This is a genomic window from Mucilaginibacter sp. P4_C11 (assembly GCF_056402115.1).
In genome coordinates, this window is sequence record NZ_JBFUIA010000005.1 from 190,799 (window position 1) to 209,896 (window position 19,098).

General features: G+C 42.3%; 10 protein-coding genes. 3 read left to right on the forward strand and 7 right to left on the reverse strand.

Going from position 1 to position 19,098, the window contains the following annotated elements; translation table 11 throughout:
• Positions 1-327 precede the first annotated feature (327 nt).
• The 3 genes from AC1DU2_RS06695 (at position 328) to AC1DU2_RS06705 (ending at position 2,725) form a co-directional block, all read left to right on the forward strand.
• Entirely contained in the window at positions 328-1,197 is an 870-nt protein-coding gene (locus tag AC1DU2_RS06695; RefSeq protein ID WP_477383456.1) for a carbon-nitrogen hydrolase, read from the forward strand.
• 73 nt (positions 1,198-1,270) lie between these two features.
• Entirely contained in the window at positions 1,271-1,555 is a 285-nt protein-coding gene (locus AC1DU2_RS06700) for a four helix bundle protein (protein ID WP_477383457.1), read from the forward strand.
• Positions 1,556-1,627: 72 nt separating this feature from the next.
• Complete coding sequence (locus AC1DU2_RS06705) at positions 1,628-2,725, forward strand: agmatine deiminase family protein (RefSeq protein WP_477383458.1); 1,098 nt, start codon at positions 1,628-1,630, stop codon at positions 2,723-2,725.
• 129 nt (positions 2,726-2,854) lie between these two features.
• Here AC1DU2_RS06705 and AC1DU2_RS06710 read toward each other — a convergent pair whose 3' ends face one another.
• The 7 genes from AC1DU2_RS06710 to AC1DU2_RS06740 form a co-directional block, all read right to left on the reverse strand.
• Positions 2,855-5,650 (reverse strand): glycoside hydrolase family 2 protein, encoded by a 2,796-nt coding sequence (locus tag AC1DU2_RS06710; RefSeq protein WP_477383459.1) that lies wholly within the window; start codon positions 5,648-5,650, stop codon positions 2,855-2,857.
• Between the two features lie 157 nt (positions 5,651-5,807).
• A complete protein-coding gene (locus AC1DU2_RS06715; protein WP_477383460.1) occupies positions 5,808-7,358 on the reverse strand; it encodes an FG-GAP repeat domain-containing protein in 1,551 nt (516 codons plus the stop codon).
• A 79-nt stretch (positions 7,359-7,437) separates the two neighbouring features.
• Positions 7,438-8,994: an FG-GAP repeat domain-containing protein gene (locus AC1DU2_RS06720; RefSeq protein WP_477383461.1), complete on the reverse strand. Its 1,557-nt coding sequence runs from the start codon at positions 8,992-8,994 to the stop codon at positions 7,438-7,440.
• 18 nt (positions 8,995-9,012) lie between these two features.
• The gene (locus AC1DU2_RS06725; protein WP_477383462.1) at positions 9,013-10,236 is read right to left on the reverse strand and encodes a vanadium-dependent haloperoxidase; all 1,224 of its coding nucleotides are present in this window, start codon (positions 10,234-10,236) and stop codon (positions 9,013-9,015) included.
• Between the two features lie 106 nt (positions 10,237-10,342).
• Positions 10,343-13,957 (reverse strand): VCBS repeat-containing protein, encoded by a 3,615-nt coding sequence (locus AC1DU2_RS06730; RefSeq protein ID WP_477383463.1) that lies wholly within the window; start codon positions 13,955-13,957, stop codon positions 10,343-10,345.
• Between the two features lie 82 nt (positions 13,958-14,039).
• Positions 14,040-15,812: a RagB/SusD family nutrient uptake outer membrane protein gene (locus AC1DU2_RS06735; protein WP_477383464.1), complete on the reverse strand. Its 1,773-nt coding sequence runs from the start codon at positions 15,810-15,812 to the stop codon at positions 14,040-14,042.
• 23 nt (positions 15,813-15,835) lie between these two features.
• Positions 15,836-19,000, reverse strand: a complete 3,165-nt coding sequence (locus tag AC1DU2_RS06740) for a SusC/RagA family TonB-linked outer membrane protein (protein WP_477367876.1) — start codon at positions 18,998-19,000, stop codon at positions 15,836-15,838.
• Positions 19,001-19,098: the final 98 nt, after the last annotated feature.

Below are 19,098 nucleotides of genomic sequence, written 5' to 3' on the forward strand. Positions count from 1 at the left end.
ATTTAACGGTAAAATCAAGTTTAAAGCTTTTTGGATAAAAGTTTAACAGGGGGATATTTTTGTCATGCAAAGACGGTAAAACGCAAAGCTTTAGTCAAAAAAATCAAGATCGATTTCCTAAAACAGGTATTTAAAACTAAGATTATTTTCCGCCCAAAGATGCAAATCAAACTCCTTATTTTTCTTAGCGCCTTTGCGTCTTTTCGCGAAAAAAAACCGAGTTAAAACTGACACCTATATAACCTGCAAATCAAATCAGTGTAATCATATAATAATCGGTGCAATCATAAATTCATAATTGTTATTTTTGCGCAAATTTTTATAGGTATGAACAAAGTAAAAGTTGGCATTGTGCAAATGAGCTGTACTGCAGATAAGCAGCAGAACCTGCAAAAGGCTATTGTTAAAGTAAGGGAAGCGGCTGCCAAAGGCGCGCAGATTGTTTGCTTACAGGAACTATTTACCTCGCTTTATTTTTGCGATGTAGAAGATTACGACAACTTTAAACTGGCAGAAGCAATCCCCGGCCCATCAACTGACGAATTGTCGAAAGTTGCTGCTGAGTTAAATGTGGTTATCATTGCATCATTATTTGAGAAGCGTGCACAAGGCCTTTACCACAATACAACTGCTGTATTAGATGCCGATGGCAGTTACCTTGGCAAGTACCGTAAAATGCATATACCCGACGATCCGGGTTTTTACGAAAAATYTTACTTCACACCAGGTGACCTGGGTTACAAAGTTTTCAATACCAAATACGGCCGTTTAGGTGTGTTGATCTGCTGGGACCAATGGTACCCCGAAGCTGCACGCATTACCGCGTTGATGGGTGCCGATATCCTGTTTTATCCAACGGCCATTGGCTGGGCCACCACTCAGGACGAGGCTACAAATATTGAACAATACAATGCATGGCAAACCATCCAGCGTTCGCACGCGGTTGCCAATGGCATACACGTTGTAAGCATAAACCGCGTAGGCGAAGAAGCCGGCGTTAAATTCTGGGGCGGATCGTTTTTTGCCAATCCCTTTGGCGCTATTATCCATCAAACATCACATGATCAGGAAGAAGTTGTAGTGCAGGAGTTGGATTTGGATAAATCTGATTACTACCGCAGTCACTGGCCTTTTTTGCGCGACAGAAGGATTGATTCATATCAGCCGATAACAAAACGTTTATTAGACGAGGACTAATTTTAGTCCGGAAGTCGAAAAGACAGAAAGTCCGAAAGTGAACTCTGAGTTATTTAGCAGGTATCATTCTTATATGGGTTTTAAATTTGAGAAACTAATTGTTTGGCAAAAATCGGTTGATTTATCATCCGATATCCATTCATTGACCAAAACTTTCCCAAAAGACGAGTTATTTGTTTTAACTGCGCAAATAAAAAGAGCCGCCGATTCTGTTTCTTTGAATATCGCAGAAGGATCAACCGGCCAATCAAATTTAGAGTTCAGCAGATTCCTGGGCTATGCTTTACGATCAAATATAGAAGTTGTAGGGTGTTTGTATCCGGCTCAAAAAAGACATTTAATATTACAAGTAGATTGACAAACTCTACCAACAATGTGAGGAAATACTTGTAATGTTAAATGCTTTGCGTAATTCTCTTAAATAAACCCAATGTCAATAAATAACGATACCTCAAATTCAAAACTTTCGGACTTTCGGACTTTCGGACTTTCGGACTTCCCAGCGAAGCTGGGTTTTCACTTTCCTGCCGAATGGGCACCACATACAGCCACCTGGCTTTCGTGGCCTCACAAAGAGGCTTCATGGCCGGGGAAAATTGATTTAATTTATCCAGCGTACATTGAATTCATCAAAGTATTAACCAAAGGCGAATTGGTACGCATTAACGTGGCTGATGAAAACATGAAAGCATCTGTAGCTTTCCAATTGCAAAATGCTGGGGTGGATATGAGCAAAATTGAATTATTTGAATTTGCTACCAACGATGCCTGGTGTCGCGATCATGGGCCGGCATTTTTGATAAACCCCGATACCAAGCAAAAAGCCATTGTTGACTGGGGCTATAATGCCTGGGGCGGTAAATATCCACCGTTTGATTTGGATGATGTAATCCCTACAAAAATTGGCCAGCATTTTGGTTTGCCTGTATTTAATCCGGGAATTGTGATGGAAGGTGGCTCTGTCGATTTTAATGGCAAGGGCACTATTTTAACAACCACCGCCTGCCTGCTTAACAAAAACCGTAACCCACATCTTAACCAGGATCAGATTGAAGGCTACCTGCGTAATTTTTACGGGGCCGAACAAATTTTATGGTTGGGTGACGGTATTGTTGGCGATGATACGGATGGCCATATTGACGATATAACCCGTTTTGTAAATGAAGATACCGTAGTTACCGTTGTTGAAGAAAATAAAAACGACGATAACTATCACCTGCTGCAAGAAAACCTTGAAGCCCTTAAAACTATGCGCTTGCTTAACGGTAAACAACTTAATGTAGTTGAGTTACCAATGCCCGATGAGATAATTTACGAAGACACCCGTTTGCCGGCGTCATATGCTAATTTCTATATCGCTAATTCGGCAGTGGTAGTACCTACGTACCGATCGGCAAATGATGATAAAGCACTGCAAATCATCCAGCAATGTTTTCCCGGCCGCGAGATTGTGGGCATTGATTCAACAGATATTATCTGGGGATTGGGCAGCTTCCATTGCTTGAGCCAGCAGGAACCTTCGCTTTGATATGCAGATGTGCAAATTACAGATGTGCAGATGGTGTTTGATGTGCGCATTGCAGATACGCAAATGATATAAAAATAAAACCGCCTTGCTTTTTCGAAGCCAGGCGGTTTTGTTTAAGCAATGTTTATATTATTTTGAGGCCAGGGCAATAGTTTGCTTATCTAAATTCCAGCCTTCCAGCAATATGGTTTGGGTTACGTTACCTAATTTGGCCGCCGGGGCAGTTACCGATAGGGTTATGCTTTCATGCGGGGCCAGGGTAAAATAGTTACCTGTCCAGTAGCTTGGCATAATTTCTTCGCCGTTTTCCATCAGTTGGGGGCGTACAAAGAATGCCAGTTTATTTGAGGTGTTGGTGAACTGAACGGTCCACTTGCTTTCTACAGCACCCTTTTCTCTTTTAACAATTTTGGCACTTACCTGTGCATGCTTCATATCGTTAAGCGTTCTAAATTCGTCAGTTGCAGATAGCCAGTAAGCGTTGTGCGACACCGCTTTGCCGGTTGAAGTTTTCAGGTTAAGTATTACAAAGCTTACACCTTGTGTACCTGCCAAGACATCCTTAAGCTGAATAATTTCCTGCACACCGTTTGTAGCCAAACCAACATGATCTAACTTAATAGATTTGATGAGCTTACTATCGATGTCAAAAACATCGGCTGTCGCAATTAAACTACCTGTTGCATGGTGCGTGCGGTTAATAATAGCCACGCTCGAATTATCGTAGTTATATTGGATATGCACGGGCTCGCAGGCGTTTTGCATGCTGTAGTAGCCCGCGTTTGGCTCCAGGTACCAGTCATAAATTTGCCAGATAACACTGGGGAGCGCAGCGTTCAGTTTCCAGAGCATAACACCGCCGGTTTCGTTCAACTTGTGGCCATCGGCCTCAAAAATCCCCTGGTAGCCAATGTAGTTCAGAAATTGCATCTTATCCGAAAAGTTGACAATGCTGCTGGGTGCGCCATAGCGCTTTACCATTTCGTCGTAGTACTTATCGTACTGCCCCGCGCCAGTGGCAGCATCATGATACCCCCAGGTATTATTTAAGGGGAAAGGCAAAGTTTTGTCCCAGGTAAGGTTGGGAATTATTTTTGGCAGCGTGGTATAAGGCGGCTGCGACGGCAAACCGGTTTCGTCTTTAAATACCCAATCATGAGCCAGGTTGGCCAGCTTGTAATAGTCTTTAGGATCTTTCCAGGCATACGGGCCACCGCTGTATACACCCGATGGCATATCGTCCGGCCATGAGCCTTTCCAGCCTTCGGGCAGCTTTGCAAAGCCCGATGAACTTGGTATAAACGGACGGGTGCCATCCAGCTCAATAATATCGTTACGCATTTTATCGTACAATTCCTTACGGGCATGGCCTTCGTTACCCCCAGTCCAAACTAATAAGCTTGGGTGGTTGCGGATACGATAAATAGTACTCTGAACATTTTTGGTAAATACGTTGCCTTCCAAAGGCCAATCCGGCGAACCTTTAAACTCGCCCTGTGTGTCGCCGGTGATCCAAAAATCCGACCATACCATCTGGCCATATTTGTCGGCTGCGTTCCAAAACGCATCAGGTTCGGTAACTCCACCGCCCCAAATACGCACCAGGTTAACGTTGGCATTTCGGCACAGGTGCATCTCGTAATCATACCGGGCTGAATCGCGGTTTACCATCATATCGGGTACCCATGCACCGCCTACTAAATGTACCAGCTTTCCATTTACATAAAATTGCCGCCGTACAAAGCCATTCACTTTTTCTGCTTTTGACGATACCGTGCGCACCCCAAAAACAAAAGTAGTATCATCGCTTATACCTTTAGCATCGGCATATTGCAGGCGAATGCGGTATAAGTTGGCCTTACCATAGCCATTGGGCCACCATAATTTAGGCTGGTGAATAACCAGCTGATTAATCTGGCCTGCGTTCAGATCAACTGCTTTCCCCGAGTTTGCAGGAACGGAAACCGTTTGTGTAAACTGCACCGGCAAACCCGCAAAGTTTTCGGGGCTTATGCTGATGGTTAGCTTACCAGCATTAGCAACTGATGTATTGTTTGATAAAGTAAGTTTTAAAGACAGCTTAGCAATACCTGTATCGGGCAGGTTTGGTAAATCGGTTACCAATTTTGGCCTTCCTATAGTAACTGCGCCCGTGGTACGCAAAAAAACCGGCTGCCAGATACCCATATTACGATCCCGAACCGGGGGAATCCAATCCCAGCCGGCAGAGCAAAGCATGGTTACGTTTTTGCCAATATCACCGGTAGGGCCTCCATTTTCGTAGAATGGGCCAAGGGCTTTTAACTGTTCCTTTGCAGGATAACCTGCATAGTCTAAGGGATATATCTTTACTGCTAAAGCATTTTCGCCACCTGCATTGATGGCTTTACTTACATCCAGGTTGTGCTCGGCAAACATGCCTGCCATTTGGGTGCTATCGGCAATTTGTTTACCGTTTAAATACACTGCTGCACGGTAGTTAATGCCCTTAAATATTAACTGAAATTGTTTGCCCTTATCTGCCGCTGAAACTTTAAATGTGGTACGGTACCAGTAGGGCTTTTTCCATGGATTAGGATCATTGGGTAAATGACTGTATTGCTCCAGGTTGTACTCTTTATTAAACTGATCTGATGCATCCGGTATCAGCATATTATTTAACCCCTGGTAAGGATCGGGATATATTTTATTAGCTACCAACCCCGTTAACACGGTTGAAGGCACTTTAACCGGGAACCAGTAAACCGGCGAATGGTATTGAATACTTGACAACTCGGCACCGCCGGCGTTAATCAACGCCGAAGATTGCAAATCAAAGTTAACAAGTTTAACCTGCTTTACGGGGGCCGTTTGGGCCGACAAAAAGGCGGGCAAAACGCAGGCTGCTAAAACACCAAATACCGCATTAATAGTTTTTTTCATCATAATGATTTTTTAACAGGAATGCCCACCAGCCATTCAATAAATAGGCATCGAAACACCCGTTGGGCAATAAATAACAACGGTAAAACTAATTAACAATCGGCAGGATGATATTGTACTTATTTATCATTTTATCATACAAATGATACAAATACAACTTTCAAGGTCTCTTTTTAGTGGTATTGTGCAATACAGTGATTGGAGAATACATGTCCCAGTTTGGATTGTAATCTTTTTGGTTGATAAGCCCTTTTGCACCTACCGAAAAATTACCTAAAACGATATCCATGTTGCCATCGCCATCAATATCGTTAACGTCCATTGCAAGCCAGCGGCCATAAGGGTTAACCGGGATCTCGTGCACTTTAAATTTGCCAGGACTTACTTGTTCATGGTAGGTAAAACCTTCAGTGGGATGGTATTTAAAATCGGGGAAGAAAGCGATAACGGCCAGGTCAAGATCGCCGTCATGATCAAAATCTGTGGCTATCGCTTTCGAGCAGCCATTGATATGATAAAAATAAGTTTGCTTAAACTTCCAGTTGCCCTGGTTGGTGAAAATATATACCCCATGATAGGGTTTAAATATAGGCGAGTAATCATTGTTATCGCCACAGGTATACAAAATGTCGGGTATACCATCGTTATTAAAATCGATGAACTGGAAACTGCTTGATCCATACACAGATGGAAAACGCAGTAGATTTTGAGTAGTAAACCCTCCTTTTTTGTCATTCAGGAACAACCACACACCCTCATCAGCCTGGGCAAACAGGCATACAATATCGGGCCAGCCGTCATGGTTGTAATCATCAATATAAAGCTGGCTTGGCCCCGGTATTGCCCTGATGATTTTTTTTGTGAATTGATGAGCCTGTTGCTGCTGAACCAGGAATAAACCGCCTTTATTGTGGCCAAATCCGCAGGATACATAATCCATCAAACCGTCTTTATTAAAATCTGCGTAAGCGCTTTTTACCGGCCTGGGCAAGCTATCGGTGATTAAAACCGAATCTTTGCTATTCCGCCTACTGTTAAGGTTAAGACTGATCAGTTTCCCTTTAAGCTGATCATTAGGGGGTAATACTCCAATACTGGTAATAATAGCGCCATTAGGATTTGCAGCCGTTTTAAAAAAGTCCGCATCAACTACCGGCGACTGGAATTTTTTCACAACTGTGGCGTTGAGGTCGCTATCCCATTTATATAGCTTATCACCTGCTCCGCCGGTATAAAAACTTTTATCATTGGGGTTAAAAGTAACCATGGTTGTCATGGCCATACCATCGGTAGTATCTGCCTTTGCCGGCCGCTTTAAGCTAAAAATAGCCCAATCTTTCACTGCATTGGGTTTAGGGATAACCAATTTATCGGGCGCCGCGCTTTTGTAATACATTACAATCTTATGCCAATCGGCGTTTGATATGGCCGAGGATGAGTATACCAGGTAGTCGCCCATAAAGGGCCTTACACCAAACTTAGGCGCCATGGCGGGCAAAATACCTTTATCCCATGTTGCTTTATCAAGCAAAGATGCATCTGGTGCCTGGTGACAGGTGGAACAACGTTTTTGAGCCAATTGCTTGCCCTCCTCAATGTACCTTTCATCGTCTGCCTGCCCATTATCCCTATTGCAACCGCCACACAGCGTGAGCGCAGCAAATAGTACTATGATTAATGAATGGAAAAAAAACTTTTGTTTATTAATCATTTACACTTATCCCTTTTTCCGAAGCAGTTTTCAAAGCTTTGAAGATAGACGCTTATTATATAATTTATTATAGTAAACCCTATTTTTTTGTATGGTTTTCAAGCACAATCAGCGGCAAATTCCTATCCCATTGCGGTTGCAGGCCATGGATGAATTTAAACCCATCAGCGTAATTACCCAATATAATATCAAGCTTACCATCGTTATTTAAATCGGCTGTTTCCATACACATCCAGCGGCCGTACTTACTTACTGGTACGGCGTGTGGTTTAAAATCAAAGGGCTTACTTTGTTCAAAATAAATAAACTCCTCCTGTGGTGTATTTTGCATATCTGCAAAAAATGCTATTGTTGCAATATCAACGTCGCCATCTCCATCAAAATCAGTGGCAATTGCTTTGGTACACCCATTTATCGGGTAAAAATACTGCTGTTTAAAACTCCAATTACCCGCGTTGGTAAAAATATACAGGCCATGGTATGGCTTTAAAATGCGCGAATCATGGTAATTATAACCGCAGGTATAAACCAGGTCAAGGTTACCGTCGTGATCCATATCAACCAACTGAAAACTGGTCGAACTGTTCGTTGGCGGGAAAGTAAGCAGTTTTCTCGTCGTAAATCCGCCTTTGTGGTCATTTAATAACAACCATAGGCCTTCGTCGCCTGTGCCCGTTAAAACCATCACATCGGGCCATCCATCCTTATTAAAATCACCTTTTAAAGCCTGTACCGATCCTGCTTTATTCAAAATAGGTTGTTGGGTATAAGTTTTGTCCTTATTTTGAACCAACAGATAAACACCGCCCTTCTTATCGCCCTGCCCGCATACTACTACGTCGTTCAGGCCATCTTTGTTAAAATCGCCTACAATGGTTTGCACCGGTCGGGGTAAATCTGATGCTATGTAAGTTTCGGAGGCGTTAACGTCCTTAGCGTCAAAATCAAGCTTCACAATTTTCCCGTTAGGGAAATCAATTGGTGCCATACGACCAATGGCCGATACAAAACCTATATTACTGCCTGCTTCTTTATCAAAACTAATATCAACCCCGGCCGAGGGCAGCGATGCCAGCGAATCGGCTTTTAAATTACTATCCCAACCATATAATTTTTCGTTAACGGCATCGGCACTGTACAACTTTTTGGTGGCCGTGTTATAGTTTATGGCGGTGGTAAAACTGGTTGAATTAAAAGGCGAAGGCTTTTTTAAAGTAAACCCGGCCCAGTCTTCAACCAGCGGTGCAGGTTTTTTAGCGGGCAACAGCGTATCAGGCGCAAGCTTTTTGTAATAATTAACAATAGCCAGCCACTCCAGTATACTTGCGCCGGTAGTGTCTTTAGCATCCTGCTTAAAAAACTGACCTCCGTAGGTGGAAATTTTTAGCATAGGCGCCATACTTACCAACACGTGATTTATCCAAACATCCTTTGGCAAAGTATTTATGGGTGTTAATGCATGGCATCTTGTACACTTTAATTGTACCAGGTTTTCGCCATCTAACTTTACATTACCGGTTAACTTATAAGGCTGATTTGTTTTGGGTTTGCAACCATAAATCAACGTAGCAAATGATAATAAAACTGTAAATAAAAGCAGGTAAGTAGTAGCCAGGTATTTTGGTTTAAAATGCATATAAAGCGTTAAGTACCGTTATTTTTTAAGTTTAAGTTTCTTCCAGATGTATTCGCCAACCTGTCGGCCTTGCACAGCCCCCTGGTCAACACTGTTCCGATAGTGGATACCGCCGTAAAAACGGCTTATCGATGTTTCGTCAGATGCTTTTAAAAACGAATCAAAATGGCGCTGCATCCCTATATATTTTAAATCGCTGGTATCCTGGTAAGCAAAATTATCTCCAAATAAGTGAGTAAGCATCACCGCCGATGCAGCGCTGATATCGCTATGCCCGCTTGGATATTCAGGAAACGGTGGCGTTTGCAGCATGGGCAGCCAATCATGGTCAATTTTATCATTAATAACCGTAACCGGCCTGATGTAGTTGGTTTGGTATTTAACCTGCCACCCGCTTATAAATGCGTCAAATAAGGCAATAGAAGTAAGCGCATAAGCCTGCGCGGTTTTTATAACATCGGAATGGGTTTGTTTACAGGCGATAGCCGTAATGCCAATCCAGTGGCCACCGGGTGTTATCTTTTTATTGGCAAACATCATGTGCCCGTTGTGCTGAATTACAAAGGGGTTATCATCCCAAAAACGGGCAATGGTAGTTTGCTCGGGTGTTATGTGTTTGCTTAATTCATACACCTCAACAACCTGCTTAAAATAAGGGCTATTTTTGTCGTCGCTAAAGGCAGGCGGCGGCGGCAATTTAAATTGTGTTGAAGTATCAACGGCAAATGTATGCATAGTACCCCAACAAAACTCAACGCCGTCAAGATAATCTGGCGCAGTTGGGCGCCATTGACCAGGGCCATCGTTACCCAAAAAGCGAGGTTTGCCACGGGTTTGCGGATAATTATCAACCGATGCACGTTTCAGGATGAATTTACCTACCTGGGCGCCAAAAGCTATTGAGCGGGAATAAGTAGAATCATCAAGATTATCCTTGTACATAGCATAAACCTTATCCTCATATTTTTGCAACGTATCTACCGAGAAAGTGATCTTGTGGGCCACCGTAAAAAAAGCTTTGGTTGCGGCCAGTGTAAAATTGTATTTAAAATCTTTATTGGGCTTAGGCGGTTTGCCAAAGCCTTTTAACTGGGCTGCTATTGAGTTATAACTGGTATCAGCGTAACGCTCAGCTTCGTAAGCCGCCAATGTGGTATAGCCGTAAATACGGCTTGCAACCGGAGGTGTAAAGACATCATAAATAATCACCTGCGTTAACTGGTCAACGTTATTATGTAGCACATCAGCATCTTTTAACAAGGGCGTTGTTTTTTTTTGCCCGCAACTATAAATCAAAAATAAACATGTAACGGCTAAAAATATTTTAAAACATCTCATAAACAAGTAATTAATTAAGCTGAACGGTTCGTTGGTGGCCATAGCTATCAGTTATGGTTACTGATGCCATATTGCTTTCAATATTAAAGAATCTGCCTGACTGCGACAAGAAAGAACTTCCATTATAAAACTCCTGCCTGGTCATTTTTCCATTTTTATATTTGATGGTCGCAAAAGCGTCTAATGGTTGTAAAGCAACCGTTTTAACACTGCGGTTAAGTTCAAATAACTTCAGTGCATCGCGGTTCTGTGTTGCCGCCAGCAGATAGCTACCCTTTGCGCTTCTTAACTTAACAAGGCCTTTGCCATCGCCAGGTATAAACAAGCCGCTTTGCAAAATACTTAAAGGCTTAAAACCTCCTTTACCATCGCCTTTAAGCAACAGCCCGTTAAATGCATCGTACCGCCCTGTTGCAACCTCGGTACCGTAATCATTGCCGCTCAGGGCTACATCAAGGTTACCGTCACCGTCAAAATCATCAACGGTGATGCCGCAAAGTTCGGATTGCTGGGCGTCAATTGGTAACGGTATTATGGTGAATTTACCACCGCCATCATTGCGCAAATAGCACGATTGCAGGTAGTTTACTTTTAACCGGATTGCACCTTCACGCATTTTTGGGGTGATTACAGAATCCATGGGCGCTACAGCAAGAGAGTGGTAATTTTGGAATTTGATACGCATGCTAATCATCTGCTTTACAATATCATCGCGCCCAAATGCCGGAAACTCCCGCTTCACACCATCCTGATCTTTTAAAAACACAGATGGGAAAGCGTCATAGCTATCATTGTTATCAAAGTCTTTAGCCGTTATATAAATAGGGTATTGGTCTGATGCTTTGTAAAAAGTATTCAATCCCGTATTACCTACAATGTAGTCAATATCACCATCATGATCAAAATCGCCGGCGGCAATGGTATTCCACCACCCTAATTTATCGGCTACTCCTGTGTTGCTTGTGACGTTTTTAAATACACCTTTGTCATTCTTCAAAAAGGTAATAGGCATCCATTCGCCGGTAAGTATTAAATCGGGCCAGCCGTCATTATTAAAATCGGTGAAGGTAGCATCGCATACCAGTCCGATATTTTTCAACGCAGGGGCCACTGCTGCGGACACATCGGTAAATTTGATAGCACCATTTTTACTGTCGTTACGCAAAATAAAGCTGGATACCGGTTTAGGATAATTCCACGGATCAACACGGCCAGATACAAAAAGATCGAGCTTGCCATCATGGTCAAAATCAACCGCCTTTACACACAATTTACTGGTGAGGTTTTTGGGCAATGCATCTGGCTGTAGTATAAAATTCCCCTTGCCATCATTCAGGTAAAACCTATCCTGGTAATTGGTCGACCCTGGCTGGGTTTCAAACCCGCCACTGGCAATATATAAATCAGGATGGCCATCGCCATTGGCATCAAACAATAGTATGCCTTCATCTTTATTACCCGCTACCTGGGCCAAATATGAACCCATATCCATTGGGTTTAAAGCAGGGAGCTTTGTTTTTGATTGTGGCAGCAAATTGCGCTGGATAAACTTACCATTGGCTTGCTGCAATAATAATTGTGCCGGGTATAAAGTTGTACCGCCAATTACCATGTCATCAAAACCATTGCCATCTACATCGCCAACTGCCACTGCAGGGGTATATTGCGATAATTTATGAGGTATTAATTTTTGAACGTTAAAATCGATATAATCTTTTTCCTGGTGCTTATAGGTAATGCCGGCCGATTTTGTTATCTCGCGGAATAGCGCGCCTGTGTTTTGGACAGGAAGTTTAAATGAATAAGGCTCCCTTGCATCGGCCATGCTTACTTTAAGGGTTTGGTTGGCCGTTACATTTTTTAGTACCTGTTTTTTTCCGTTGTCCCAACTGATTACAACAGAATCTACCTGGGATACATTACCCAAGCCAAAATGGGCTATATTTTGGATGGTAGACAGGTAGCCACGATACGGCGTGTTTTCATATACCTGCTGCTGGCCGTGGTTGTAATAAATATTGGCAAATGCCCCAATACCGCCAAGGTTTTGCGGGCCGCCTTTAAATTGTATGTGTAAATAGTTGTTGCCGGTTTTATTTTTGTCACGGGCTGTATTCCTGTAAACAAAGGCTTCGTCATCAATGTTATTGATAATCATGTCCATAGCTCCGTCATTATCCAGGTCGGCATAAGCCGCCCCGTTTGAAAATGATGGTGCGCCAAGGCCCCACTCTTTAGTTACATCGGTAAATTGCAACCCGTCGGTATTTTTAAATGCATAGTTTGGTATTTTTACAATCGGAATCTGATCAAGGATCTGTTTGTTTGACGCGATTGCAAAAGCCCGGTTCCTGAAAGTAATAAAATCATGATCGGTTACATCGCGCGGATAACCATTAGTAACGATCAGATCGCGTAGGCCATCGTTATCAAAATCGGTAAGCATTGGGCCCCAACTCCAGTCGGTTTGGCCAACGCCACTTAAAAAAGCGACTTCGCTAAAAATTGGTGCGCCTATTGAATCATTTTGGCCCAGGCGCGGGCCCTTATTTATTTGTAAGGTATTGCGTGTATACTGGTATTGTTGGTTATAGCGGTCAAAATTTTGAAATACCTGGTAATTATTGCCCGGCATAAACATCTTTTTACGAAAATTATCTTCGGGGTTCATATCAACCTCAAATGCATCAACCAACCCATCGTTGTTAACATCTTCAAAATCCTGCCCCATGGCACTAAATGAAGTATGCTTAAAATATTCCTTTGATCTGTCTGTAAAAGTACCATCCCCGTTGTTGATGTACAGTATATTATCCGGTAGAAAGTCGTTGGTAACATAAATATCTTTCCAGCCGTCTTTATTTATATCAACAATAGTTGTGGCATGCCCGTAGCCTTCAATCGTTATTCCCGCCTGTTTCGATACATTGGTAAATACAGGATGTTTAAGCGCAGCATTCCAATCATTACGGTAAAGCCTGCCTGTACTTTTGTGACTGCCATCTTTTATGGTAGGTCTAAAAGTGCTTTGATTATCGCTGGCTAAAGCTTCATTTACGGTAACATACATATCCAGATCGCCATCGTTGTCATAATCAAAAAACGACGCCATGGTCGAGTGCACTTTAATATCCAGGCCGTACTCTTTGCCCATTTCTTTAAAAACGGGTACACCATCCTTACCAACACCCTGGTTTACGTATAGCAAGTTAGTACGCTTAACAGAATCGTCGAGCAAGGTGTTACAAACGTAAATATCGGCAAGGCCATCGTTATTAATATCAACAACAGCAACTCCCCTGCCCCAACCTCCTTTGCCACCAACCCCCGCCTTTGCGGTTACATCCTCAAACTTCATATCTCCTTTATTAAGATACAGCCTGTTTGAAAGTGTATTGGCAACAAAATAAATATCCTGCAAGCCATCGTTGTTAAAATCTCCTATACCTACCCCGCCCCCATTGTAAAGGTTAAGCTTGGTAAGGGGGTTTATTTTATCATCTTCAACAATGGTATTACTAAAAGTAATACCCGATGCCGACGAGGGTATCTGTTGAAAAAGCGCCGACTTTTTACAAGCTGATAAAGACACAAGCAGGCTGATAAATATGTAGGTATACTTCATGAATTTTGGACAGTAGGCTATAAAAAAAGGTGGAGACAATTATCTCCACCTAAATTAGAATAATCGAACCGGTTATCAAAAATTAATAACCAGGATTTTGTTTTAAAATGATTGGGCCCTTTGCGTTAGCAATATCAATTTGTGCCTGAGGGATTGGGCGGTACTCGCTCTTGTTAGGAGTGAATTTAGCATCTTTCAGGGTAATATCAATTGATTTGTCGCTCGCAAAGAAAGTATTCATCTCAGCAGTCTGGTAAGCGCTGCCCCAACGTTGTAAGTCGAAGAAACGGTGGCCTTCCATAGCTAACTCAATTTTGCGCTCAAAACGTACGGCTTTGCGTGCATAAGCCTGATCGGCAAACACAGTGTAAAGGCCAACTTTATAATTAGCTGCCGCCGTAGTTTGAACGGTATAAATTGATTTTGAAGCATCGTAAGGCGAGTTCAAATAAACCCATCCGCTTTTGATGCCGGCACGGGTACGTACCTGGTTAACAAGTGCCATTGCAGCAGGAAGATTGTTTGCTTCAACCTGGCATTCAGCAGCCCACAACAGGATATCTGAGTAACGGATTAAATTCACGTTGTTCGAAGTACTCAAAGCAGAAGTCCAGGTATTTTCTGTACTTGTGTTAGTACCAACTTCGCTTTTTGAATACACGTTCTTTTTAGGGCTGAAGTGACCATCAGACCCTGGGTTACGAATCCATGCATCACCAGGGTGTGGACCCCAGTCAAGATAAGGAATACCTTTACGGCCCATAGTAACATCAATACGTGGATCTAATGTACCAGTGTAGGTTACATCAGTTACAGCAGGTGCCGAGTTGAAATCATCTAACAGCGGTAAACCGGTTACAGCATCTGTTTTGTAAGAGTTAGCCAGCCATTGCGATGGGTTAAAGAAACCGCAGCAACCACCAGGACCACCGTTGTAAGGGAAGTTAAGGTTATCACCCTGGTTACTATTATTACCCAATGATCCATCATTCACAGACGCCTGAACAGCAAATACTGATTCGGCGCTGTTTTTTTGGCCTGCTTCCGGGCTAAAGTTTTGCTGGAAGTGGTCGTTCAAAGCGTATTTTGCGCCACTTGCAGTTTCGCCGCTTGCCATTAAAGTAGTCAATAAAGGCAATGCAGAAGTATATTTAGCTTCGGCCATAAAAACCTTTGCCTGGTATGCCATTGCAGCATATTTATTTGCACGGGCTTTTTGAGGCTGAGTTTCCGGAAGATTGTCGGYTGCAAATTTAAAGTCAGCTTCAATCATCGGGTAAATATCCTTATCGTTTTTAGTGGTATAAACCGCATCGCTTGTAGTGGTTTCATCTACATAAGGAACCATAAAGAAGTTACGACGTAACTCGAAGTAAAAATAGCCTCTTAAAAACCTGGCTTCGCCACTTATTCTTTTTATGTCATCAGCAGTAAGATCCTTTGCGTTAGGAATACCACGCAAAACATCATTTGAACGCTGTACACCATCGTAAAGAGCCGCAAATTTACCTGTTATAAAGCTATTTGTAGCGGGCAGGTTAAATGTTGCTACCGGAGTTTGATCGGCCGCACCATCTGATGGATCTGAACCTTTGTAGGCATCTCCACCGGTAATACTTCCAAACATCCAGTTTGAAGGGGCTGCTGATTGACCACCACCGGCACCGCCGTAACCATCCAATTCTGAATAAGCACCTATCAATAAGCTTTCGACACCCGCCTTATTTGCAAGAAGTACCGGATCAATTCTACCCAGCGCTGGCTTATCTAAAAAGCCTTTTTTCTGGCACGCGTATACTGCACATATCAGCAGCAAACACAGTGGGATGATTAATTTTAATTGAAATTTTTTCATGATTTTAATCTATTAAAATATTGTTAAAATGTAGCCTGTACACCTAATAAATAAGTTTTTTGGTTAGCTGGGTAGTTACCAAAATCGATACCAAAGTTACTATTATCTCCCAACGCAGATGGCTGAATTTCAGGATCTAAACCTTTGTATTTAGTAATGGTAAACAAGTTAACTGCCTGTACATACACTCTCAATCTTGAAAGGCCAACTTTTTTAAGCTGTACACCTGGAATACTATAACCCAATGTTAAAGTTTTTAATCTCAGGTATGAACCACTTTCCATGTAGTAAGAGTTAAATACAGCTGTGTTACTAAAGTTTGCAGCGGCAGTTAACACAGGGATTGTAGCATTCTGGTTAGTTGGTGTCCATGAATTAGCTATGATTCCTTTAGAAACGTTTCCTTTAAATACTTGTGGAAAATCTGTCCAGTATTTAATGTAGTTAATGTTTTTGTTACCTTGTGAACCGTAGAAGAATGCATTCAAATCAAAATTCTTGTAGTTGGTGTTTAAAGTAAAGCTATAAGTGAAATTCGGATTTGGGTTACCAAAGAAAGTTCTGTCATCCGAAGTTATTTTACCATCACCATTTACATCTTTATATTTGAAGAAACCCGGTGCAGCACTCTCCTGGGTTGGAGAAGCAGTTACATCTGCAGCGTCCCTGAATAAACCTAAAACCTCATAACCAAAGAACTCGCCTAATGGCTGGCCTGGCTGTAACCTGGTGAAGTTACCAATACGGGTTGAACCAGAACTATTTCTGTCCTGATATTTTAAACCTGGAGGCAAGGCAACAACACGGCTTTTGTATGAAGTAATATTACCTGTTATGTCATATTTAAAATCGCTGCCAACGTTACCGTGGTAGGTGATATTAAAGTCAAAACCCTTGTTGCTGATATTACCGGAGTTGCTATAAGCTGGAGCTGCACCACCAAGCGGGTTGTAAGCTGGGTTCTGGAAAAGTAAGCCGCTGATTTCTTTTTTGTAAACCTCGAAACCAATCTCTAATTTATTGTTTAACAAAGTTGCATCAAAGCCTAAGTTGGTTACTTTATCTTCTTCCCAGGTAGTGTTAGTGTTACCTAATGAAGCTGCGTAAGTACCTAACACAGCACTGTTACCAGAACCTGTAATATCATAATAAGAGTTTTGCGGGCCTGCTGCATAAAGGTTAGTAATGTTGGTGATACTTACGTTGTTCAATGATCCTAATTTACCCCAACCACCACGTAATTTTAAATCGTTTAACCAGCTGATATTTTTCATGAACGATTCTTGCGAAATCCTCCAACCAGCAGTTATCGACGGGAACACACCATAACGGTGGGCAGAAGAGAATACAGAAGCACCATCACGACGCAAAGTACCACTTAACAGGTACCTGTCATTGAAAGCGTAGTCCACTTTTCCAAATACTGAATAAATGGTTCTATAATAGATGTTGATATTCTGGTTACTTGGACCAGACGGCGAACCAGTATCCAAATCCACATAGTTAGGATCGGTTGATACACTATAATTTGATCTTCCTGCCTGTAAACCACGATTATACACCTTGTTTGATTCTGAACCTACTAACACTTTAACATCGTGTTTGCCAAATTTTTGGTTATAATTTAACGTATTAGTCCACAAGTATGTGCTGTTGTAGCCTGCACCTTCGGTGTAGTTATTGGGGTTAGTGTTACCTTCTGCGTTTTCGTAAGCAGTATAGTTAAAAGAGTGGAAGTAGTAATTATCAAAAGTACCGCCAAATTGCGTGCGGGCAGTAAAGTGCTTCAGGAAGTCTACTTCTCCAAACACGTTACCAGCCATCTGCCAGTCATTACCTTGATTTACTTTAGCGCGGGTTTGTACCGCAACAGGATTTGACGAGTTACCTAAACCCGCTGATTTTGTACCTGCAAAATTGCCTTTAATGTCATACACCGGGATAATAGGCGGCTCACGGTAAGTATATGATATAGCATTACCCTCGTTTTGGTTACCAATTGTTGGGTTGCTTTTAAAGAACATATAAGCGTTTTCGCCTACACGAATGTGATCACCAATAGCAAAATTTGTATTAACACGCAATGCATAACGTTTTAAGTAAGTGTTAAGCAAAGTACCTTGTTGATTAAGGTAATTAACAGACATCAAATAGCTTGATTTATCGCTACCGCCGCTTGCCGTAATGTTGTGGAAAGTTTGAGGGGCAGATTTAAATACCTCATGAAACCAATCGGTACCTGTTTTGTTGGCTTTGGTGATCTGGTTACTATTGATGTTATAAGTAGCAGGATCGGTATTAGCACCACCAGATGCTGTTGCCGTTGGCGTAATATAATCAGGAATTGTAACCGAAGTACCTGGGAATTGAACACTACCTACTGATTTTTGAAGAGCTTCTGCATATTCCTGGGTACCCGCAAGGTTAAAGCCATTTTTAAGTGGTTTTTGGCTTCCGTAATACATATCATAGCTGATAACAGCGCGGCCTGATTTACCTTTTTTAGTGGTGATTACAACAACACCATTTGAACCCTGAACACCATAGATGGCAGCAGAACCAGCATCTTTCAGTACCTGGATAGATTCAATGTCGTTTGCGTTAACATCATTAAAATTGCCTTGCACACCATCAATAATATACAATGGATCGGAGTTACCTGTTGATGTAATACCACGTACACGCACCGAGCTTCCGCTACCTGGCTGACCGTTGTTGATTACGGTAACACCCGCTGCCTGGCCTTGCAATAATGCTGCTGCCTGGCCGCCTGGTACTGTTTTTAAGTTGGCAACGTTAACAACAGCCACCGAACCGGTGATGTCTTTTTTACGTTGCGAACCGTAACCCGTTACCACCACCTCGTTTAGTGCATTGCTGCCTGCAACAAGTGTAACAGTTAAAGTAGTGCTTGCACCAACTTTAACTTCCTGGCTTTGATAGCCAATGTACGAAACCACAAGCGTTTGGCCCGGGCTTAATGTAAGGGTGAATTCACCGTTAACATCAGTTACTGCGCCTGTAGTAGATCCCTGGATGCGTACTGACGCTCCGATGATCGGTAATTTGTCATCGCTGCCGATAACTTTACCTTTGTACTTTGTTTGGGCTGTAACTACCAATGAAGATACGAGGCAGCATAGTAGCACGCCAAGGAATCTTCCCTTTAGGAGTAAACTTTTAAACATGAGATTGAGATTTAGTTGATTAATATATTTGATTTAAGATCTTGGGCGGTTTTTGGTGTTTATTTAAGTTTGCAGTTGAACTATAACATGCCTCGTTA